Source organism: Shewanella denitrificans OS217, from assembly GCF_000013765.1.
Lineage (GTDB): Bacteria > Pseudomonadota > Gammaproteobacteria > Enterobacterales > Shewanellaceae > Shewanella > Shewanella denitrificans.
Genome location: NC_007954.1, coordinates 3,979,677 through 4,001,094, shown reverse-complemented (window position 1 = coordinate 4,001,094; position 21,418 = coordinate 3,979,677). Strand labels below are relative to the sequence as shown.

The 21,418-nt window shown below is 46.9% G+C and carries 21 protein-coding genes; 20 read left to right on the top strand and 1 reads right to left on the bottom strand.

The features are described from left to right. Positions 1 to 72: 72 nt before the first annotated feature. Positions 73 to 2,277, bottom strand: a complete 2,205-nt coding sequence (gene priA, locus SDEN_RS17435) for a primosomal protein N' (protein ID WP_011497775.1) — start codon at positions 2,275 to 2,277, stop codon at positions 73 to 75. Positions 2,278 to 2,409: 132 nt separating this feature from the next. Between priA and SDEN_RS19950 the strand changes: the two genes are divergently transcribed. From SDEN_RS19950 to SDEN_RS17330, 20 genes are all read left to right on the top strand, one after another. Next, entirely contained in the window at positions 2,410 to 3,333 is a 924-nt protein-coding gene (locus tag SDEN_RS19950) for a FimV/HubP family polar landmark protein (RefSeq protein ID WP_011497774.1), read from the top strand. Between the two features lie 190 nt (positions 3,334 to 3,523). Further along, entirely contained in the window at positions 3,524 to 3,736 is a 213-nt protein-coding gene (gene rpmE / locus SDEN_RS17420; protein ID WP_011497773.1) for a 50S ribosomal protein L31, read from the top strand. Positions 3,737 to 4,144: 408 nt separating this feature from the next. After that, positions 4,145 to 5,383 carry a malic enzyme-like NAD(P)-binding protein gene (locus tag SDEN_RS17415; RefSeq protein WP_011497772.1) on the top strand — a complete coding sequence of 413 codons (1,239 nt, stop codon included), beginning with the start codon at positions 4,145 to 4,147 and terminating at the stop codon, positions 5,381 to 5,383. Between the two features lie 143 nt (positions 5,384 to 5,526). Then, positions 5,527 to 7,500, top strand: coding sequence for an RNase E specificity factor CsrD (gene csrD / locus SDEN_RS17410; protein WP_011497771.1), 1,974 nt, complete (start codon positions 5,527 to 5,529; stop codon positions 7,498 to 7,500). Positions 7,501 to 7,669: 169 nt separating this feature from the next. Then, positions 7,670 to 8,548, top strand: coding sequence for a hypothetical protein (locus SDEN_RS17405; protein WP_011497770.1), 879 nt, complete (start codon positions 7,670 to 7,672; stop codon positions 8,546 to 8,548). After that, positions 8,548 to 9,156 carry a PilN domain-containing protein gene (locus tag SDEN_RS17400; RefSeq protein ID WP_011497769.1) on the top strand — a complete coding sequence of 203 codons (609 nt, stop codon included), beginning with the start codon at positions 8,548 to 8,550 and terminating at the stop codon, positions 9,154 to 9,156. Before SDEN_RS17405 ends, SDEN_RS17400 begins: the two co-directional genes overlap by 1 nt. After that, positions 9,153 to 9,809 carry a hypothetical protein gene (locus SDEN_RS17395; protein WP_011497768.1) on the top strand — a complete coding sequence of 219 codons (657 nt, stop codon included), beginning with the start codon at positions 9,153 to 9,155 and terminating at the stop codon, positions 9,807 to 9,809. Before SDEN_RS17400 ends, SDEN_RS17395 begins: the two co-directional genes overlap by 4 nt. Next, the gene (locus tag SDEN_RS17390) at positions 9,790 to 10,113 is read left to right on the top strand and encodes a hypothetical protein (protein ID WP_011497767.1); all 324 of its coding nucleotides are present in this window, start codon (positions 9,790 to 9,792) and stop codon (positions 10,111 to 10,113) included. The genes SDEN_RS17395 and SDEN_RS17390 overlap by 20 nt, the downstream gene beginning before the upstream one ends. Positions 10,114 to 10,128: 15 nt before the next feature. Further along, on the top strand, positions 10,129 to 11,778 hold the full coding sequence (mshL, locus tag SDEN_RS17385) for a pilus (MSHA type) biogenesis protein MshL (RefSeq protein WP_011497766.1): 1,650 nt from the start codon (positions 10,129 to 10,131) through the stop codon (positions 11,776 to 11,778). An 11-nt stretch (positions 11,779 to 11,789) separates the two neighbouring features. Then, positions 11,790 to 12,704: an ExeA family protein gene (locus SDEN_RS17380; protein WP_011497765.1), complete on the top strand. Its 915-nt coding sequence runs from the start codon at positions 11,790 to 11,792 to the stop codon at positions 12,702 to 12,704. Then, on the top strand, positions 12,701 to 13,960 hold the full coding sequence (locus tag SDEN_RS19945) for a tetratricopeptide repeat protein (RefSeq protein ID WP_011497764.1): 1,260 nt from the start codon (positions 12,701 to 12,703) through the stop codon (positions 13,958 to 13,960). The genes SDEN_RS17380 and SDEN_RS19945 overlap by 4 nt, the downstream gene beginning before the upstream one ends. Beyond that, a complete protein-coding gene (locus tag SDEN_RS17370; RefSeq protein WP_011497763.1) occupies positions 13,957 to 15,717 on the top strand; it encodes a GspE/PulE family protein in 1,761 nt (586 codons plus the stop codon). The genes SDEN_RS19945 and SDEN_RS17370 overlap by 4 nt, the downstream gene beginning before the upstream one ends. A gap of 2 nt (positions 15,718 to 15,719) precedes the next feature. Beyond that, a complete protein-coding gene (locus tag SDEN_RS17365; protein WP_011497762.1) occupies positions 15,720 to 16,937 on the top strand; it encodes a type II secretion system F family protein in 1,218 nt (405 codons plus the stop codon). A gap of 32 nt (positions 16,938 to 16,969) precedes the next feature. Next, positions 16,970 to 17,494, top strand: a complete 525-nt coding sequence (locus SDEN_RS17360) for a hypothetical protein (protein ID WP_041405878.1) — start codon at positions 16,970 to 16,972, stop codon at positions 17,492 to 17,494. Between the two features lie 153 nt (positions 17,495 to 17,647). Continuing rightward, positions 17,648 to 18,265 (top strand): pilin, encoded by a 618-nt coding sequence (locus SDEN_RS17355; RefSeq protein ID WP_011497760.1) that lies wholly within the window; start codon positions 17,648 to 17,650, stop codon positions 18,263 to 18,265. Positions 18,266 to 18,415: 150 nt separating this feature from the next. Next, positions 18,416 to 18,934: a prepilin-type N-terminal cleavage/methylation domain-containing protein gene (locus SDEN_RS17350; RefSeq protein WP_011497759.1), complete on the top strand. Its 519-nt coding sequence runs from the start codon at positions 18,416 to 18,418 to the stop codon at positions 18,932 to 18,934. 180 nt (positions 18,935 to 19,114) lie between these two features. After that, on the top strand, positions 19,115 to 19,588 hold the full coding sequence (locus tag SDEN_RS17345; RefSeq protein WP_011497758.1) for a pilus assembly FimT family protein: 474 nt from the start codon (positions 19,115 to 19,117) through the stop codon (positions 19,586 to 19,588). Next, complete coding sequence (locus SDEN_RS17340; protein ID WP_011497757.1) at positions 19,578 to 20,132, top strand: type IV pilus modification PilV family protein; 555 nt, start codon at positions 19,578 to 19,580, stop codon at positions 20,130 to 20,132. The genes SDEN_RS17345 and SDEN_RS17340 overlap by 11 nt, the downstream gene beginning before the upstream one ends. Beyond that, on the top strand, positions 20,132 to 20,968 hold the full coding sequence (locus tag SDEN_RS17335) for a PilW family protein (RefSeq protein WP_011497756.1): 837 nt from the start codon (positions 20,132 to 20,134) through the stop codon (positions 20,966 to 20,968). Before SDEN_RS17340 ends, SDEN_RS17335 begins: the two co-directional genes overlap by 1 nt. Then, a complete protein-coding gene (locus SDEN_RS17330; RefSeq protein ID WP_011497755.1) occupies positions 20,958 to 21,407 on the top strand; it encodes a hypothetical protein in 450 nt (149 codons plus the stop codon). The genes SDEN_RS17335 and SDEN_RS17330 overlap by 11 nt, the downstream gene beginning before the upstream one ends. The last annotated feature ends 11 nt before the right edge of the window (positions 21,408 to 21,418 follow it).

Genomic DNA, 21,418 nt, shown 5'->3' with positions numbered 1-21,418 from the left:
GTCGACGAACCGCGTATTTTAGCCGTTTTATAGACCTAATAGCTATGGCGAACTGGGTTTTTATCGGTTTTTTTACATTAAATCTTGTGGATCCCGGTCAATACTCCAGCGGCAGCGGCGTCCTTCTGGCAGGGCTTCTATCTGAGGCAGCGCCAGCTCAAATTCTTGTTGCAGTCTTTGTCTGTGTTTGGCTTGGAAAATAAGCTGGCGGCGATAGCGTCCCGCTTTTCTATCCAGTGGCGCTGGCATGGGGCCAATCACTTCAAATTCATTATCTTGGGGCAATAATTTAGCCACTTGCCTGAGGAAGTTATCCGCATCTTCGGCGAGGTGAGCATCGGCCCGTAATAGCACCATGTTCCAGGCCGGTGGCAATAGCGCCAGCTGGCGCTCTTTGAGTTGGCCACGGGCAAAGTCACCGTACCCTTGGCGCAATAAATCCCTCAAGATGACGTTCTCACTCTGACGGGTTTGCAGCAATACCTTACCAGGCTTGTCGGCGCGGCCCGCGCGGCCAGAGACTTGGGTATAGAGCTGGCCAAAGCGCTCTGGGGCCCTAAAATCTGCGCTGAATAGCGCGCCATCCACATCTAAAAGCCCCACTAAGGTGACATCGGGGAAGTGATGGCCCTTGGCCAGCATCTGGGTGCCGACTAAGATCTTGTACTCCCCCTTATGAATGCCTGCCAGTTGTTTTTCAAGCGAGCCTTTGCGGCGAGTGGTGTCTCTGTCGATGCGCACCACTTTGTGCTGGGGAAATTCTTTCTCTAGGGCTTTTTCTAATTGCTCTGTGCCTATGCCGTGACCCATAAGCATGCTACTGCCGCAGCTGTGGCACTGTTTAGGGATGGCGTATTGATTACCACAATGGTGACAGCAAATCTCATTAAGGCCTTGGTGCAAGGTAAAATAGGCATCGCAGCGGTCGCATTCATGTAAATGGCCGCATTCATGGCACAAGAGCGCGGGAGCAAAGCCGCGCCTATTCAGGAACAACAATACTTGATTGCCGGCATCCAAGTGCATGCGCATCTCGTTGATTAAGGACGTCGACATGCCTGATTTTAGCGGTTGGCTGCGAATGTCTATGATGCCTTGTTTTACTTTTTGCGCCGCACCGGCGCGCTCGCCCAGTTCCAAATGGCTGTAACGGCCACTTAAGGCATTTTGCAAGCTCTCCAGTGAGGGGGTCGCCGTGCCTAAAATGACCGGGATATTCTCCAACTGGCCCCGCATCACGGCTAAGTCACGGGCGTGATAACGCACCCCTTCTTGCTGCTTAAAGCTGGCATCATGTTCTTCATCTAAGATGATAACCCCAGGATAAGCCATGGGGGTAAACAGCGCCGAGCGGGTGCCTATGATGATGGCGGCTTGACCGCAGCGGGCCATGCGCCAGGCATCTAATCTTTGATTGTCAGTCAGGCCTGAATGGATAACCGCCACATCCACCTTAAAACGGCGCTTAAAGCGACTAATGGTTTGCGGCGTCAAACCGATTTCAGGCACTAGCACTAAGGCTTGTTTACCCTGCTTAAGCTGAGTTTCTATCATAGCCAAGTACACTTCTGTCTTACCAGAGCCTGTGATGCCCTCCAGTAAGGTGCAGGCAAAGCCCGTTTGCTGGGTGAGTACAGCCACGGCTACAGCTTGCTGTTTATTAAGCTTATGGGGCGCTTCACCTAGATTTAGCGCCTCACGCCAGCTTAAATCGACGTTCAATTGCACTTGGACTCGCTGCAACCAGCCCTTGGTCTCAAGGGCTGTTAAGGCTGGCTTACTGAGCCCTAAGGCAGTAAATTCATCTTGGTTCAGGCCTAGGCTTGGCGCTTGTTGCAGTATTTCCAGCAACTTTTTTTGGGCAGGGGCACGTTTTAAACTGATGGGTTCGAGTTGTTTACCTGAGTCTGTGAGTTCAAAGCGGGTGATGTCTTGCCCTTGCGTGTCTGCGCCTTTTCGCAAAGCAACCGGCAGTGCCTGACTGAGCATTTGCCCTTGGCTGGTGAAATAATATCTTGCTGCCCAAAGGGTTAATTTATAAAGTGCTGTAGGTAATATAGGCTCATGGTCTAAAATGGCGCTAATGGATTTAATTTGCGTGGCAGGCAATGAGCACTCATCACTTATCGCCGTGATAAGTCCAATTAATTGCTGACGCCCAAAAGACACCTTGACTCTAAGGCCGATGTGCAGTGTTTGTTTTATTGTCTCTGGCACGCGATAGGTAAAATTTTGTCGCATGGGGACGGGTAAGGCGAGTTCAACAAACACAGGCATAAAATGATTTCGTGGTGAATTTTGTGTCAGTGTAACCTTAATGCCCTAGGTTATAAATAGAGGCCGCTGTGTGCTAAATAGCACGGCTTGAATTGCAACTTATAAGAATAACTAATCAATAGGACGAGATAGATGCATAAAGGATTTATATTTAACACCTTATTTCTAGTTTATACCTGTCTATACCTTCTACCCGTTGAGGCCAATGTCGACCATGTCAGTATCAATAGTCGTCAATCTGAGTTAGGACAACATCCGCAATTAAAAGTGAATCTGGTGGCGGACAAGAATGAAGTCTCTAAATTGGCCTTTTATGTGCAGCAAATGCACGGCAGCGATAAACAACAAGAACAGCTGATGGTTAGGCCCATTAATAACTATCTCTTGATGGTGACAGGCACCGAAGAGGTGACGGATAAGCAAGCGAAATTAATAGTGCAAAGATATCGCAGAGGCAACTGGAATACTTATCTTGAGCTGCCCTTGTTCGATTCGCCTCATTCAGAAAAGAGTGCCACCTTAGTGCAATCAAAAGCCATTAGCCAAAGTATTGCCGGTGTGAAGGCTCAGGCGGCACAAAATCCCGCCTCATCTGTCAGCCGTTTCGCCAGCAATAGTGTCAAAGACGTCAAGGCCAAGGCGGTGAAGACCCAAACCCCTGAACCCACTATTGAAATGAACACAGCATCCTCAGATAAGCCTGCGGTAGAGGCAAGCAAAGTTAACCCAGCTCCTGAGGCTCAAGCCCCTGGGAGTCAAGGCATTTGCCGCTTACCCTATGAGGCGGGGCAGACGCTTTGGCGCATTGCTAACCATTACGCTCCCAGTTGGCGAGTGAATATATATGGTGCCATGCTAGCCATCTATAATAGCAATCCCCAGGCATTTGCCGGCGGCGATATTCAACGTTTGATGGTGGATGCCGAGCTGATTTGCCCGACACGTACTGAGTTAAGTCAATATTTGGATAAAGACATAGATATCCTTAAGTTTGAAATCCAATTAGCTAAAGCCCAGTTAGTCAAAGAGAATAAGCGTAAAGCGCAAGGGAACTGATGGGATTGCTAAGGGTTAGCGCTAGGCGCAACCGCTTGGCCAGACTTGGCGCTATCGCTGATAAATTCTACTTGTTTGCCATGGGGGCTTACTGTATTATTGCGCGCCTAAAACACTCAGTTATTAACTTCATGTGGTGTCCGACTTCGGGTTGGAAGAGCGACATGGCCTTCAATTAAGGTATCCCAAAATGAAACCAGGTATTCACCCAACGTACGCAGAAATCACCGCAACTTGTACTTGTGGCAACATCATCAAAGTAAATTCAACTGCTGGTAAGAGCTTGCATTTGGACGTATGTGGTGCATGTCACCCATTCTACACTGGTACTCAGAAAGTTGTTGACACTGGTGGTCGTATCGACAAGTTCAACAAGCGTTTCGGTATACTTGGCAAGAAGTAATCATTACTTCTGCATAGAAAAGGCGCCTAGGGCGCCTTTTTTGTTGGATTTTTTTTGATAAGGCTGTGAGCCCATTCGGCAGAGTTATATTTTGGCCATCAAAGTCAATATCTTGTTATTTAAACAACATTTCCAGCCAGTATTCAAACAAAACTGTCATTTTCACGGTCGGATCTTGTTATAAAACTACATCCTTTAAGTGTTTGATTTCTAATGTGATGCATAGCAGCCTTTGCTAAGCTAAGGCCAGCACTATTAAACAAATGTGACCAGTGGGTTTTATTGATTTTTTGATTTATAAAGCCCGATGTTTAGCGTATCTTAAAGGCCCTCAGTAGCAAGCTTGGCTTGCACTGGCTATATATTAAGACTTCCCTCATATTAATTGCTGCATTTCAGGATGTTAAAATGTCAGATATTCGTCAACAAGCCCTCGACTATCATGAATTCCCCGTACCAGGTAAAACAGCGGTTTGCCTGACTAAGCCTGCGCAAACTAGCCATGATCTCGCCTTAGCTTATAGCCCAGGGGTTGCAGAGCCCGTGAGAGAAATCGCTGCCAATCCAGATGACGCCTACCGTTACACCAATAAAGGCAACACGGTTGCGGTTATCACTAATGGCACCGCCATTTTAGGTTTAGGCAATCTTGGCCCCTTGGCCTCTAAACCTGTGATGGAAGGTAAGTCATTATTGTTCAAGCATTTCGCCAATATTGATTCCACGGATATCCAAGTTAAGCACTTGACCACAGAAAGCTTTATCAACACGGTCGAAGCCATTGCCGATACCTTTGGCGGCATTAACCTTGAAGACATTAAGGCGCCTGAGTGTTTTGAGATAGAACGTGAGCTTATTGCTCGCTGTAATGTACCTGTGTTTCATGACGATCAGCATGGTACGGCCATAGTGACCGCAGCGGGCATGATTAACGCATTAGAAATTCAAAATAAAAAAATTGAAACGGCGATTTTTGTCTGTTTAGGTGCAGGGGCTGCGGCAATTGCTTGTATGAGCATGTTAGTTAAGTGTGGCGCGCTGCGTGAAAATATCTATATGCTCGACAGGCAAGGGGTTATACACACTCGCCGCGATGACTTAAACGAGTATAAGGCGCTATTTGCCAACAATACCGATAAGCGCACCTTGCAAGATGTGATTAAGGATGCCGATGTATTCTTAGGTGTATCCGGTGCTGACTTGCTTACCGGTGAGGATATTGCGTTAATGGCGCCCAATCCTGTGGTATTTGCCTGTTCGAATCCCGACCCTGAGATTAAACCTGAACTTGCCCACGCTATCCGTAAAGATCTCATCATGGGCACGGGTCGCAGTGATTACCCCAATCAAGTGAATAACGTATTGTGTTTCCCGTTTATTTTCCGCGGCGCCTTAGACGTGAGAGCGTCGTGCATTAATGATGAAATGAAGCTTGCCGCCGTTTATGCCATAGCCAAGCTCGCTAAAGAGTCTGTGCCTGACAGCGTGCTTGCAGCATACCCTAACGTCAGTTCATTAAGTTTTGGCGCCGAATATGTGCTGCCAAAGCCTATGGATCCTAGACTGCTGCCCAATGTGGCTCGTGCAGTGGCGCAAGCGGCAATAGATTCAGGGGTTGCGCGGCTGACAAACATGCCAAATTATTAAGCCGGCTGTAAAGTCTGTGAGATAAATTGAAAGGAGCCTAGGCTCCTTTTTTGCTGTTAGATGGTATTCATTGGATTGTTCAATATGTTAGTCTCACTTTAGGCACCCATAACAAGAATAAGATTCCCCAGGATAGCCGCGAGATGAAGCTCACTAAAATTCTTACAAAAAAACTGACTAGCTTTTGGCTACTGTCGCTGATGGCGGTTGCCTGTGTATTTTTACTTTGCGCCGGCATCAGTTTTATTCAACTCACCTACAAGTTTCAGCAGCAACAGGTGAAAGATTTTAATACCTTAATGACCCAACAAGTGCAGCACTTTAGCCACTTAGAAAACGCGGCCATTAACCAAGTACAGCGAGATGACGAACAAGGGCGTTCTCAAGCACAGTTGGCCCATTGGTTACCGCAGCTCTTGGCTAATTATCACACTGTGGAGTTTCGCTTATTTGAGGGCGATAAGCTTAGGTACAGTTACAATAATGGTGCCAATCTGCAACAGGGGGTACGCTACAAACAGGCCTTAGACGGGCATTGGCGTATGGAGCTTGTGCTGGTGGCGCCATTTTATTTACACGCGTTAAGTTGGCAAGAGTACTGGGTGTTATTGATAGGTTTTGCCGCTATTTTTGCCCTCGTCTTCTACGGTCAGCGCTGGTTTGCCCAAGAGCTTGATGGGGTCGAGGAGCTTGCGATGCGCAGTCATCTCATCTTAGATGGTAAGCTTGAGCAAGCCTTAGCCAGTGCCGGCAGCGGCAAACCTAGGCTTATCAATCGTGCCCTGACTCGTTTGTTGGAGCAGTTACAAGATGCTCAGCGAGAGCGTGGCCGATTTGATAAATTTATTCGCTCCAATGTGTTTCTCGACCCTCAAACCCGCATAGGTAATCAGCTATTTTTCGTGAATCGTCTCGATGGACTCAGCCAAGATCAGCAGATGATTTCCCATGGGGCTATGTACCTTATTGACTTTGCCGATCTGGACATAGCTCAACAAGAAAAAGGCGATCAGTTTATTGCGGATTTCTTAACCCAGTTGGTTAACAGTGTGAACCAGGCCTTAACTGAGCATGTGGACAGTATTTTTAGCCGCAGAAGTTTTCAGCAGTTCGCCATAGTGGTGCCTCAGCTGTCGTTAACTGAGGCGGACTCACTGGCCAATAAATTGCTAAAAATTTGCATCAGTCAGGCGGGTAAAGATTTTCCTAATCAAGATAATTTCGTCCACTTAGGGGCCGCCTTTTATCGGGCTGGGGATAATCAACAGCAATTGCTCGAAGAAGCCGATATGGCGCTTAAAGCCGCGCAGTTACAAAGAAGCAATAATTGGTTTATGTATGATAAGGGCGCGGTGGATGAAGAGATTGCCAAAGGCTCGGTGCGCTGGCGAAGTTTCTTGGAATCAAGCTTACTCAATAAGCGGGTGATAAGTTTTTCTCAAGGGGTGTTTGATAGCGATAATACGCTACATCACCATGAGGTCTTCAGCCGTATTCGTGATAATCAAGGCAAGGATGTGCGCGCGACCTTATTTATCCCCATGGCCAATAAGTGCGGCCTGATGCCGCAAATTGAGCGGCAGCTGCTGGAGCGAGTATTTTTTACCTTAATGCCCCAAAGCCAAGCTAATTACAGTGTGAACTTAAGCTTAGACTCTCTTACTAGCCGCGCCTTTATGCGCTGGCTCAAGACTCTATTATTAGAGCACAGGCCTTTAGCCACCCGGCTTATTTTTGAAATATCAGAAGATATTATTGTTAAACACCAGAGCAAGTTGACCACACATTTAGACATGTTGAAAAAAATGGGCGCTAAACTGTGTGTCGACCACGTAGGACAACAAGTGGTGGGTACACATTATATCCAAGAATGTGATTTTGATTTTGTGAAGTTGCATAAATCTATCATTCGAAAAATCCATTTACGCTCAGAAAATCAATTATTTATAAGAAGCTTTATTGGCGGTTTATACCGCGCCGAAGTGCAAGTGTTTGCCGAGGGAGTAACAAGCTTCGAAGAATGGCAAACCTTAAAGATTTTAGGTGTGAGCGCCGCACAAGGTGAATTTCTCGGTGAAGTACAAGAAGCTAATTACACTGTGAATGTTTCTAAATAGAGCAAAGATGTTATAGTAAATTCACTGGTAAAAACGGTGATATTTTTCTATAAAATTAAAAGATTAGTGGTTATTATGGGACTAAACTCTGCTGGCTCTGTCGGCTGTTTTAGAGGCATTTTGCCTGAGCTGCGATCGATTTGCAGAGTATATGGAACAGGAACTTGGAATGGTGGAAGGATTTTTGAGAAAACTTTCTTTCTGGAAAACCAGCAAAACGGATCTGACCTTAGGGGTGTTTATCACCCAATCCAGTCTATGTGTTTATCAAGCTGAGCAGGGCAATGAAGTTGAAAAAAGTCAGACGTTCCCGTGTTCGGACGGGGATTGGCATAAGGCTTTTTCCGCGATATATCACCAGTTCGGTGCCGCGAAATTAGAAATTGTGCTGGCGAATCAGTACTATCAATTGGTGACTGCGGATAAACCCAATGTGGCAGATGATGAATTAACCCAAGCATTGCTATGGTCAGTCAAAGACATGGTCTCTGAGCCTGTGACCAACATTCATTTGGATTATTTTGAATCCAAAGCCGTAGTCGGTAAAGTCAATGTGGTGGTCGCTTCCAAAACCTTCCTCAGCCAAATAGCTAAAGCCTGTGAGGACAATGCCCTGACCATCAAGGGGATAAGTATAGAGGAGCTGGCTTTTAGTAATTTGTCCTTAAACGACTCTCTTGCACATCTGGTGGTCAATCACTTACCCGATAAAGAATTATTATTAACTGTCTTGAAAGACGGTGAGCTGTTGATGCAGCGCCGTGTGCGCGGCTTTACCAAGTTACATTTGGCCCAGAGTGACGAAATTAAAATGGGCCTAGCGGATAACTTAAGCCTTGAAATTCAGCGCTCTATGGATTATTTCGAAAGCCAACTTAGGCAGGCTCCTGTGGCGGCTATTGAGCTACTCATGGACGGTGAAAGCCAAATGTTGGCTCAGTTATTGTCGGCAAACTTCAACCAAAAAGTCACCGCCGTGGCCCATGCCAGCATGGATATCCAGTTAGCCAAATTTGCTTTGGCAGAGCAGGCAAGGAGACTGAATTGATGAAGTCACGGGTTAATCTGTATTCTGCAAGTTTACTGCCCGCAAAATTAAGGCTGACTTTTACTCGGCTAAGCTTGGCACTGGCGGCAACTGTGCTGCTAAGTTTGTTGGCCGTGGCTTTGCTCTCTTGGGAGTCACAGAAGCTAATGGACCAGATTTACCTTGCCCAGAGTCAAGCCGATGAACTTAATGACGAAAAAGCTCGCTTAGAGCTTGAAATTGCCGCCCGTAAACCCAGCCAAGCGCTGGTGGATAAATTGCAATTAGCCGAGCAAAGATTGAGCTTAAAGCAAGGGCTAAAAGGTGAATTATTACAACGCAATGCCGTGGTTAATCCAGGCTATTCCCAGCTGCTAACTGAATTAGCCTCGGTCAGTGACTCTAGCATCTGGTTAAGCCGTATTTCAGTGCGTGAAGGTGTCTATGAATTTGAAGGTTTCGGCCAAGCACCTCAGAACATACCCCAGTGGATTGAGCGTTTAAAATCCAGTCAGATCTTAACAGGTTATGCATTTTCATCCATGACCTTAGACAGGGGGGAAGGGTTACCCTTAGCCTTTAAACTTAGCAGTAAATTGGTCGGTTCTGATAACAGGGAGGCCAAATGAAGCAGCAGTGGCAAGCGTTAGCCAGCAAATTTAATGAATTAAGCCAGCGTGAACGTGTTTTGGTCGGGTTTGCGAGCTTAGTGTTAGTCGTATTTAGCTGTTTTATGCTACTTGAACCTATGTTGTTGGATAACCAGCAAAGGGCGCAGCACTTAAAGGAGCTGCATCATTCCAATCAAATGGCGTCTCAGTCTATTGCTGTGTATCAACAAGGCTTGAGTTTAGATCCCGATGCCGATTATAAGCAGCGCCTTGCCATGCTAGAGCAACAGCTGATATTTGTGGATGCCGAACTTAGCGAACAAATGGTGGATATGATCCCAGCGGATTATATGCCAGCGGTCTTGGCACAACTCTTAAGTCAGGTAAAAGGGTTAACCCTGCTAGGCTTTAGCTCGCTGCCACCTCAGGCTCTGTTAGGCTCAGAAGAAGTTAACAAGTTGAATTTATACAGCCATGGCATCAAGTTGACCCTAGAAGGGGATTATTTTTCCTTCTTAAACTTCGTCAAGGCGGTTGAAGCCATGCCAGATAAGCTCTATTGGAAACGCCTCGATTATCAAGTGGCTAGCCACCCTAAGGCGAGTATTGAACTTGAGCTTTATACCTTAAGCATTAATAAGGACTTTATCAGTGTTGCTAAACATGACTAAGGCAAGCGTCAACTTGAGCATAGGAGCAGCTTTGCTGCTGATGACTCCAAGCGTCAATGGTCAGGTCTTACGTGATCCAACCTTACCAGCGGGCCAAGTCGTGGCTGCGGGCAGTCAGGCGGCGCAATCTGGGTTAGTGCTTAGCAGCATTATTAAAGGCAGTGAAAACTACGCCGTGATTAATAATCAAATTCTTAAGGTGGGAGAGCGTATCGAAGGGCTTAAGTTGGTGCATATTGGCCACAAGGATGTCACCTTTTCAGATGGTAAAAAATTGACTTTATTTCAAGTGATAACAGAGTGATAGGATAATAATAACATGACAGCAATTCGCTACTTAACTCCGCTGCTATCCCTGTGCTTACTGGCTTGCCAAACCACAGATAGACCCGATCCTAAAGCCAGCAAGGCCTCACTCAATGAGTCATTGCAAACCAGTGCTAAGGTTACCCCTCCCCCTGCGGCTATGCCTGGTAATGTGCAAAACGAGTTCAGCGGCGCCGGCATTTTACCGCCGGCATTATTACCCCAAGAAAAACGCTTCGATGTGGCAGCAAATAACGTCGATGCGAAAGTCTTTTTCCCAAGCTTAGTGACGGGCACGCCTTTTAGTGTGGCCGTTCACCCTGAGGTGCAAGGCAGTTTATCTTTGTCCCTTAAAGGCGTGACGCTTTCAGAAGTGATTGCGGTTGTTGAAGACCTTTATGGCTATGAAGTCAGCCGTGAAGGGCGAATTTTGCGTATTTTCCCTGCGGGCATGCGCACCGAGACCTTCCCATTAAATTACTTATATATGGAGCGAGAAGGCCTATCTTTGACTTCTGTAAGCTCTGGCCGAGTTTCAGATGGCAACAATAATTCCAACTCAAACTCCAATTCAAGTTCTGGTTCTGGCTCCAGTAACAGTGGCAGTGGCGGCTCAAGCAGCAGCGGCTCTGAGCAGTCTAATGGCACCTTTATTCGCTCTGTGACTAAATCTGATTTTTGGGGCGAATTGCAACAAACCTTAGTCTCCATTGTGGGCAGTACCAATGGCGGCAGGCAAGTGGTGGTCACGCCTCAGGCGGGGTTAGTGACAGTCAGAGCCTACCCCAATGAAATTAGGCAAGTGCGCACTTTCTTAGAAACAGCAGAGACTCATCTACAAAGACAAGTCATTTTAGAGGCTAAAATTGTCGAAGTGACCTTGTCAGATGGCTATCAGCAAGGCATTCAATGGGACAATGTCTTAGGTCATATCGATAGCACAAATATCGAATTTGGCACAGCCAAGGGCCCTAATCTTTCAAACAGTATTACCAGTGTCCTCGGTGGAGTCACTTCGCTGAGTGTCAAGAATACCGATTTTAGTACCATGATAAGCTTACTGGATACCCAAGGGGACGTAGACGTACTCTCAAGCCCCAGAGTCACGGCCTCCAATAATCAAAAAGCGGTGATCAAGGTGGGCAATGATGAGTACTTTGTCACTAAGGTGTCTTCAACCACAGTGACGGGCACCAACCCCATTACGACTCCTGAAGTGGAATTGACTCCCTTCTTCTCAGGCATAGCCTTAGATGTGACCCCACAAATCGATAGTGAGGGTAATGTGTTGCTGCATGTTCATCCTTCGGTGATTAAGGTCACTGAACAGATAAAAGACATTCAAATTAATGGCTCATCGTCAGAGTTACCCTTAGCGCAAAGTGAAATCCGAGAATCTGATACTGTTATTCGCGCCGCCTCGGGTGATGTGGTGATTATCGGTGGTCTGATGAAGAGTGATAATGTGGAAATGGTCTCAAAAGTGCCCTTGTTGGGGGATATCCCTCTGTTAGGTGAAATCTTTACTAACCGTTCGAAACAAATGAAAAAGACTGAGCTTATCATAATGTTAAAGCCCACTGTGGTAGGCGTTGATACCTGGAGAGAAGAGCTTAAGCGTTCTAAAGATTTGCTGGATCTTTGGTATCCCAAAAGCGAGTAGGCTGAATCCCCATGTATTTGGCGCACTTTGGTTTATCACAACTGCCTTTTGGCTTAACCCCTAATACTGGATTCTTTTTCGGCCTAATCCCCCATGTTGAGGCGCTGCAAGTGTTGCAAGTTGCTCTGGAAGGGGGCGAAGGCTTTATCAAGGTCACAGGTGAGGTGGGCACAGGCAAGACCTTAGTGTGTCGCAAGTTACTAAATAGCCTACCTAAACAGTATCAAAGCGCTTATCTACCCAATCCTTATTTGACCCCAGATGAGCTGCGTTGGGCGCTTGCTTGCGAGTTGGGGCTTAAATGTCAGACAGGGTTAGATCAGCGGCAATTAACTCACTGGATAACCAAGCGTTTATTGGCATTAAGCCTAGGTGGGAAACAAGTGGTCTTGGTGGTGGATGAAGCCCAAGCACTACCGGATGAGAGTCTAGAAGCCCTACGATTGCTCACCAATCTGGAGTCTGAGCAACGTAAACTCATTCAGCTGGTTCTTTTTGGTCAGCCAGAGCTTGATGAGCGGCTGCAAACCCATCAATTTCGTCAGTTAAGGCAAAGGATTAGCTTTAGTTATTGCCTGCGGCCATTAATGTGGGATGAAGTTCAAGCTTACATCCAGCACAGATTGGCCGTCGCAGGCTATCAAGGCGATGCGTTATTTAGTGATAAAGACATTAAAATGCTCACCCAAGCTTCAAGGGGAATACCAAGATTGATTAATATCCTCGCCCACAAGTGCTTGCTGTTATGTTACAGCCAAGGAGAAGCTAAGGTGTTGAGCCGCCATTGTATCGCAGCGATTGCCGATACTCAGGATGCACAGCTTCTGCCTGAAAGCCCTGTCACTGGTTGGGGCGTTGGCGTGATACTTGCTCTTTTAATGGTGACGGCTGTCGCTACGGCACAAACTTGGGGTTATCTGTTATGAGTCTTATCAATCAAGTGCTGCAAGATTTAGATAAGCGTCAGCCAGCGTCAATCGCCATCGATAAGCCAGAGGGGGCTGATTTTGTTCGACCCGAACTGCAATTTAAGTCCCAACAATCGTTCAAAAACAAGCCCAGCAAGGTAGCGCTTACTTTAGTGAGCTTAGTGGTCAGCTTGGCTATGGTGGCGGGTGTGTGGCAGCTGTATCAAAACCAAGGTTTTCAAGACCAAGGAACTCAAGGCCAAGACCCCCAACAATTGTCTCAACCAGTAATCAGCGCCGCCAATATGGTTGTGGCTGAACCCGCCAAGGATGTGGTCAATCAAGAGGTGGCCGTAGCAATGATTGCTGCTGAAGGCAGTGTTGAGCAGCAGATTGACATGCGCACCGACTCAAAGCCCGCGCTTGCTAAAATTGTGCTCAAGCAGTCGCAAACTATCACGCCAGAGCCAATCACACCTGAACCAATAGCATCAGTGTCAAAAGCGTCCAAACCCATCACACCAGAGCCAATAGCAGTAGAACCTATGACGCACAAGCTCATACCTCAGCAGTCCGCATCACTTGCAGTGGCCGGTGACAGTGCTGCGGTTCCAGTTGTTTCTGATGCTGATGCCGAGCTTGATGCAGTACCGCCAGCTCAAGGTAACATGGCAGTAACCGAAGTGGTGCTCACGCTCCAGCAAAGGGCAAATAAGCTGATGATAAAGGCCGAGACTGCTGAAAACAAGGGGCGTTTTGCCGAGGCGAAACGGGATTATTTACAAGTATTAGCCTTGGTTCCCGAACAAACTGAGGCCCGTAAGAAGCTGCTTGGTTTGTATTATGCCCAAGGAGAGCTCAGTCAGGCGATGGCGTTAGTGGAGCAAGCTATCAGCAGCAATCCCGAGCCTTGGCAATGGCTGTTACTTAAAGCCAAATTGCAACAGGGCGGTGGCGCTCTATCAATGGCCTTAGCGACCTTAGATACCATTCCAGATCAAGGAATATGGGCCAAAGACAAGTGGGCAGCGCAAGGTGATATTGCCCAGAAGCTAGGTGAGTTTGCTATTGCAGCGAAAGCTTTTACTGCACTCACCTTAGTGGACGCAGATAAAGGGTTATGGTGGATGGGGCTTGCCTATGCACAGGATTCGCAGCAGCAATACTCTCTCGCACGCCAATCCTACCTCACGGCTATGCAGCGGGCAGGATTATCATCATCGGCTAGAACATTTATCGAAAACAGATTGAAAGAATTAGGAGAGCGTCGATGAAACCTAAGTTAAAGATGCGTCTTGGGGATTTACTGGTTCAAGAGCAGATCATATCCGATGCACAATTACAGCAGGCCCTTGGGGAGCAGCGTTCATCTGGGCGTAAATTGGGGCGAACCTTAATCGATCTCAAGTGCATCACAGAAGAGCAATTGCTGCAGTTTTTATCTCAACAGCTTAATCTGCCATATTTGGATATTCGCAGTAAGACCATCAGTGCCGATACCGTTGCCCTGCTGCCTGAAGTACAAGCCAGACGTTTTCGCGCCTTAGTTATCGAGAGCGATGACGACAGTGTGCTCGTCGCCATGAGTGATCCGGCCGACTTACAGGCCATAGATAACATTGAAGTATTGGTAGCACCTAGGCAGTTACGGCTTGCTGTAGCGCCTGAGCAGCAGCTTCTGGATGCCTTCGATAACCTCTATCGCCGCACAGATCAAATTGCAGAAATCGCCGGAAAGCTGGAAGAAGAATATGCCGCCGATGATATGTTTGATCTTGCCAGCCTCACAGAGGGCGACAGTGATAATGAAACCACAGTGGTTAAACTATTACAGTCCATATTTGAAGATGCGGTGCAGATGCGTGCCTCGGATATTCATATTGAACCTGGTGAGAAAGTACTGCGTATTCGTCAGCGTATCGATGGTCAGCTGCATGAAACCTTGCTCAATGAGGTTAATATTGCCTCTGCCCTGGTGCTGCGCCTTAAGCTGATGGCAGGCCTTGATATCTCGGAGAAACGCTTACCTCAAGATGGCCGTTTTCGCATTGAAGTTAAAGGCCACAAAATCGATATTCGTATGTCGACTATGCCCATCTACCATGGCGAATCTGTGGTGATGCGTCTACTGGATCAATCCGCTGGCCTATTAACCTTAAATGAAACCGGTATGCCGGCCAATATTTTGGCAAGGGTTAAGCATCAGATAAAACGCCCCCATGGCATGTTGTTGGTGACAGGTCCCACGGGTAGCGGTAAAACCACCACCCTATACGGTATCTTGAGCGAGCTGAACACGGCAGACCGCAAAATTATCACAGTTGAAGATCCGGTGGAATATCAATTGCCTAGGATAAACCAGGTTCAAGTCAATCATAAGATAGGCCTAGATTTCTCCAACGTACTGCGCACCACCTTACGCCAAGATCCCGACATCATCATGGTGGGCGAGATGCGCGACAGGGAAACGGTAGAGATAGGCCTAAGGGGCGCATTAACCGGTCACTTTGTGTTATCGACCTTGCATACCAATGATGCCGTCACCAGTGCGCTACGCTTGCTGGACATGGGAGCAGCAAGTTACTTAGTCGCCAGTGCACTGCGAGTAATTATCGCCCAGCGTTTGGTGCGTAAAGTGTGCGCTAATTGTGTTAAAGATTATCATCCAAGTGCTCAAGATTTGGTATGGCTTGAGAAAACCAGCAAGATTAAAATTAACCCCGCCAATCTTAAGATAGGCTCAGGTTGTCAAAGCTGTAATGGTTCAGGTTATCGTGGCCGAGTGGGGGTGTTTGAGATTTTAGAGCTTGACGATGTCATGGTGGATGCCATGCGCTCAGGAGATCCGCAGCAGTTTGCTCGCGCCGCCCTGAAAAGCCCTAATTTTATTCCGTTAGCCGATTCTGCCATGGCCTATTTAGATCAAGGCGTGACTAGCATAGAAGAAGTGGCCAAGCTCATTGAAGACATGAGCGAGTCAAAAGTCCCATTATCTGAGGACATTATTAGCCAGCAAGGCATTGAGGGATAAGCATGCCCATCTATCAATATCGAGGTCGCAATGCCCAGGGGCAAGCTGTCAGCGCCGAGCTTGAATCGACTAGCGAAAGTAGCGCCGCCGATACCTTGATGTCTCGGGGGATCATTCCCCTTGAACTAAAAGAAGTGAAGCAGCGGCACTCCTTTAGCCTTGGGGGCTTATTTACTCCAGGGGTGTCTTTAGATGAGCTGCAAATTTTTACAAGGCAAATGTATTCACTGACCCGCTCTGGCATTCCTATTCTGCGTGCTATTGCTGGTCTGTCTGAGTCGACTCACTCTAAGGTGATGAAAGAGGCCTTGGAAGATATATTAGAACAATTAACGGCAGGTCGGCCCTTATCTTCGGCGATGAATCAATATCCTAAGGTGTTCGATGCCCTCTTTGTGTCCATGATCCATGTGGGAGAAAACACAGGTAAGCTTGAAGATGTGTTTATTCAGCTATCAAGTTATATCGAGCGCGAGCAGGAGACCCGCAGGCGAATAAAATCGGCGATGCGCTACCCCATGTTTGTATTGGGGGCGATAGTTATTGCCATGGTTATTCTTAATATCATGGTTATTCCTAAATTTGCCGATATGTTTTCTCGCTTTGGCGCCGAACTCCCTTGGGCCACTAAGCTGCTCATAGGTACCTCCAGCGCCTTCGTCAATTATTGGCCTGCCATGCTGCTTGGCACTTTTGGGGTATTCTTCGGCATTCGTTATTGGCACAGCACGGCGGAAGGTGAGAAAAAGTGGGATAGATGGAAGTTGAGCATTCCCGCTGTCGGTTCGATTATTGAACGTTCTACCTTAGCGCGCTATTGCCGCAGTTTTTCTATGATGCTCAGCGCCGGCGTTCCCATGACTCAGGCCTTGAGTCTGGTGGCCGATGCGGTAGATAACGCCTATATGCATGATGCCATCGTCGGCATGCGGCGCGGCATAGAGTCCGGTGAGTCTATGTTAAGGGTGTCAAATCAGAGTCAACTGTTTACCCCCTTAGTGCTGCAAATGGTGGCCGTGGGGGAAGAGACGGGACAAATCGATCAGTTATTAAATGATGCTGCCGACTTTTATGAAGGTGAAGTGGATTACGATCTGAAAAATTTGACCGCCAAACTCGAGCCCATATTGATAGGCTTTGTTGCTTGTATTGTGTTAATTCTGGCCTTGGGGATTTATTTGCCCATGTGGGACATGCTCAATGCCGCTAAAGGGGGCTAGTATGATAAGTCTAAGACCATTAAGGCATGTCTATGCATAGCCAGCAACAGGCAGAGGGTGAAATGCTAGGACTCTATGGTCGTATGGTGACCTTAGTCTTGGTGTTAATTATCTTAGGATTTTTAGGCTGGCGCTATTTCAATGGGGTCGAGGAGGTTCGTAGCCAAAGTTTAGCCTTGGAGCACAGGCGACTTATCACCACCTTGCCTATGATCCGCAGTCAATGGTTGTCTTCTGGGCGTCCTCACAGCATCAAGTTAGAATGGCAAGAGTGGCATGCTAGCGAGGTCAATGCTGTGCCAGCGTCTCTGCAAGCCCAAGATGGCGCGTCTGTGTTGATGAGCACCGCGGGTTGGCCGCAACTGCGGAATTTAGATTATCTAGGTTGTGAACGCCTGTGGTTACAGCTTTTAGGCAGTAATTTAACTGAGCTTAACATTATCGCGGCTTATCAAGGAAACAGCCAAAGTTGTCGTTATACTGCCCTGGATGGTTCGGCATTAACTTATCAACAAACCACAGGTGAAGTCGTGTTTTGGCGTGCAGGCGAGAATTAATCCTAGCTATCGCTTTTTAAAAGGGATTAAACTGCTAATATAAAAAATAAATATCAAATTTTTAAATGTAAAAGTTCATAACAAGGTTTAGGTGTTCTTCAGGCTGATAGCCTAGAGAGTATTACTGCTAATATCACAGCAAGGTGAGTGAGTATGAAATTGAAACAACAAGGTTTTTCTTTGATTGAGTTGGTCATAGTTATCGTTATCCTTGGCCTACTCGCGGCGACCGCCATTCCGCGTTTCTTAAACGTCACCGATGATGCTGAAAATGCCAGCGTCGATGGGGTTGCTGGTGGTTTAGCAACGGCAGTGGGTTTTGTTCGCGCCCAATGGGAAGTGGACGGCAGGCGTAATAATTCGGTGATCCTCGATGGGACGCGTATCTCTCTAGATACTCGTTTTGGTTTCCCGACAGGCAGTACTAATACCGACGTGACCAGCATGTCCGATGCCAGTTGCCAGCAAGTGTTTAATAGCGTGCTGCAAAGTGCCCCCCGTAACGTGCTGTATACCTTAGATGCTCGCAACCAGCGTTATACAGTACGTATGCTCAATGGTGTCGGTGGTTCTTCAACCGCTATCGATGGCACTACAGTCACAGGGCTGGATTTATGTGTCTATCACCAGGTGGCATCGCTGATCCTGGATGAATCGTCTGGAGTTGCCTTACCACCACCGGACTTAACCACCTCTAATGCCAAAGGCTTGACTTATAACCCTGGTACAGGTCAAGTATTAAGCTTTACTCAGACGCCTTTCACACCTTAAGCTTAGGTGCATTAAGCTTGTGATTGAAAAGAGAATTAAAGTATGTTCTTATCTGTTACAAGTTTAAAGGCAGTCTAAAGTGTGACTTGGCTTACCTAGACTCAAGGCTTTAAAAAATACCCCATTTTGCTTATCAATAAGGTTAGATAGATGAAAAGACAACAAGGTTTTACCCTGATCGAATTAGTCGTAGTGATCATTATTTTAGGTATTCTTGCTGTCACAGCAGCGCCTAAGTTTATGAATCTACAAGGTGATGCGCGTATTGCGGCATTAGATGGATTAGAAGGCGCATTAAAAGGTGCTAATAGCATAATTCACTCTAAGTCAATCATTGCAGGCACTAATACCCTTGCAACGTCCACAGTTAATGTTGGCGGTACAACAACAGTTTCTATCGCTTATGGTTATATTACTTCTGGGGCTTCTGTTGCGGATATTGAAACAAACATAGAAGCAGCTCTCGATATTGATTTTCAACAACTAACCGACAATACGACCACAGTAACAAGTGATTGGGGCGTAAGACGAATTAACGATGCTACTTTCAGACTTATACCTCAAAGTAGAACGGCAAACCCGGCAGCAGCCAGTGCATGTTATTTACAATACACTAGGGCTACCAATACCCTAGATCCAGTTTATCTATCTGTGACAACTGGCTGTTAAGCGTATCTAAATTTAAAGCCTGCATCGCAGGCTTTTTTTTTGCCTATTGATGGCAAAGTACATGATTGTAGAACAGAATAATTTGCCATACTCAAACAGTTATAAGACACTAAAAGTCAGTATTTCCCGATTAAGGACATGGTTAACTTGACGAATAACGCAGCTAAAGTGGGATTTTCAATGACACAGCATTCAGGTTTTACCTTGGTGGAGCTGGTCACAACCATAATTTTAATTGGAATTTTAGCTGTCACTGCCTTGCCGCGCTTTATTGGCCCCACATCTTACAGTGCCTACAGTTTACGCAGTGAGTTTTTAGCCGAGCTTAGGCTGGTACAACAACTGGCCCTAAACAACACTGACAGATGCTATCGCCTGCAAATAACGCCAAACCAATACCAATTAACTCATTTTGCTAATCGAACTGGGCCCACTTGCGGCGGGGCCATAGCCCGTGTCGATGATCCGCAGCTCTTGGCTGGTGGCGCGCGGCTGGTGCTACTAGACACAAATAGTGATAGCTTTAACATAGATTTTGATATTAATGGCCGGCCGCAACTCAATTGCAACGCCAATAACAACTGCATTCAAACTGTTGCTGATGAGAGCTTAGTGATTGCCATTTCCGCCGAAGGCTACATGTATGAGAACTAAGTCCATCAAAGGAAGAGGTACAGCGCAAGCAAAAGCCGCAACAGGCAATCAAGGCGGTTTTACCTTGATGGAGCTGGTGGTGGGTATGCTAGTCATGAGTATTGCCATTGTCATGATGACCAGCATGTTGTTTCCACAGGCGGACAGGGCCGCAAAAACCTTGCATAGAGTGCGCTCGGCTGAACTTGCCCACGGTATCTTAAATGAGATTTGGGGCAAGCGTTATGATCAAAATACTAATGCCAACGGCGGTGTACCAGCATGTGGTAGTCCATTAGGCTTGCCCTGTAGCCTTGAAACTGAGTTTGGACCTGATGGTACAGAAACCCGTGAGCAGTTTAACGATGTCGATGATTACCATGGGTTAAGCGAAACCAATTTAATGCTTAACTCAAGCCAAAGCTATAACGACTTTTACCCTAACTATCGCCTCGCAGTGAGTGTTGTTTTAGGCGCTGCGGCTAATACTAAGTTAGTAACTGTCAATGTGACTACTCCAGATGGCGAAGTGATCACTTACCAAGCCTTGAGGAGTAATTACTGATGCGAAGTCGCACAACAGGATTCACCTTGGTTGAATTGGTCACCGTTATCTTAATTTTAGGGGTGATGGTGATTGGCGTTAGTGGCTTTATTATTTTTGGCACCCGTATTTTTGTTGAGTCATCTTCGGTGGATCAAGTGCTAGGTCAGAGCCGCTATGCTATAGAACGCATGACCCGAGAACTAAGAGGCGCCGTGCCTAACAGTGTGCGCCTCAGTAATAATGACAACTGGCAATGCCTAGAGTTTGTGCCCATTGAAGCCAGTACTTCTTACTTAACGATGCCGATAGCCCCGGATACACCAGCGGCGAATACTGGCACTGTGATTATTGATGATCCTGATAATAGCCAGATAAGTGCAGGCCAATGGGCCTTGATTTATCCCTTAACTGACACAGAGGTTTATGACGTCAGCGAGGCAAAGCGCTTTCAGCTCGCGAGTGTGGCTGTATTAGCAGATGCCTTAACCTTAGGTTTTGCCACTCAAGTGCGTTTTGAACAGGCATCCCCCAGGCAGAGGGTGTACTTTGCCAGCCAAGCCGTGAGTTACTGTTTCGAGCAATTAGTGGCAGGTGTACCCGGCGATTTGTATCGCTATTCGGCCTATGGTCTACAGCAGACTCAACCCAACCCCAATACTATGCCTGTTACTCGGGTGCGTTCCTTAATGGGGCAAAACATCATTAATGAACTCAGTATTAATGCAGACTTACCTCTATCTCTGACACCTTCAAGCTTAATGACTAATGCCATAGTGCAATTGCAGCCTAGGTTTCGCGTGCTTGGGGAAACTTTTCAATATCGCCACCAAGTGCAGGTGATCAATGTCCCTTAATAGAGGTCGTTTAACCAACAAACTTCACTCCGCTTTGCCGCTAAAACAGCGGGGCAGCGCCTTAGTCATGAGTATTTTTGTGATCACTGTGATGTTCTTATTGGCAGCAGCGCTGATTAATATTGTCAGTGATGCTGATGACAGTGTTAACCAAGAAGTATTAGGTACCAGAGCATTAGCGACGGCGAACAGTGGCGCCGATGCGGCGTTAGCTAGGTTATTCCCCTTAGCGGGTGGTGTCAGTAATTGCGATGCAGTTACTACTCCTGCTTGGACGCCGCCCGCGAGCCTGGGCTTTAGTGGTTGCCGTGTCACCTTAGAATGTTTTAGCTACTCAGTAGGAACGCAAACTCAATATCGAATTATCAGCGAAGCCATTTGCGAGTTAGGAAATATGCGAGTCAGAAGGCAAGTGGAGGTTGAAGCCCGTGACAATTAATTATTCACTCA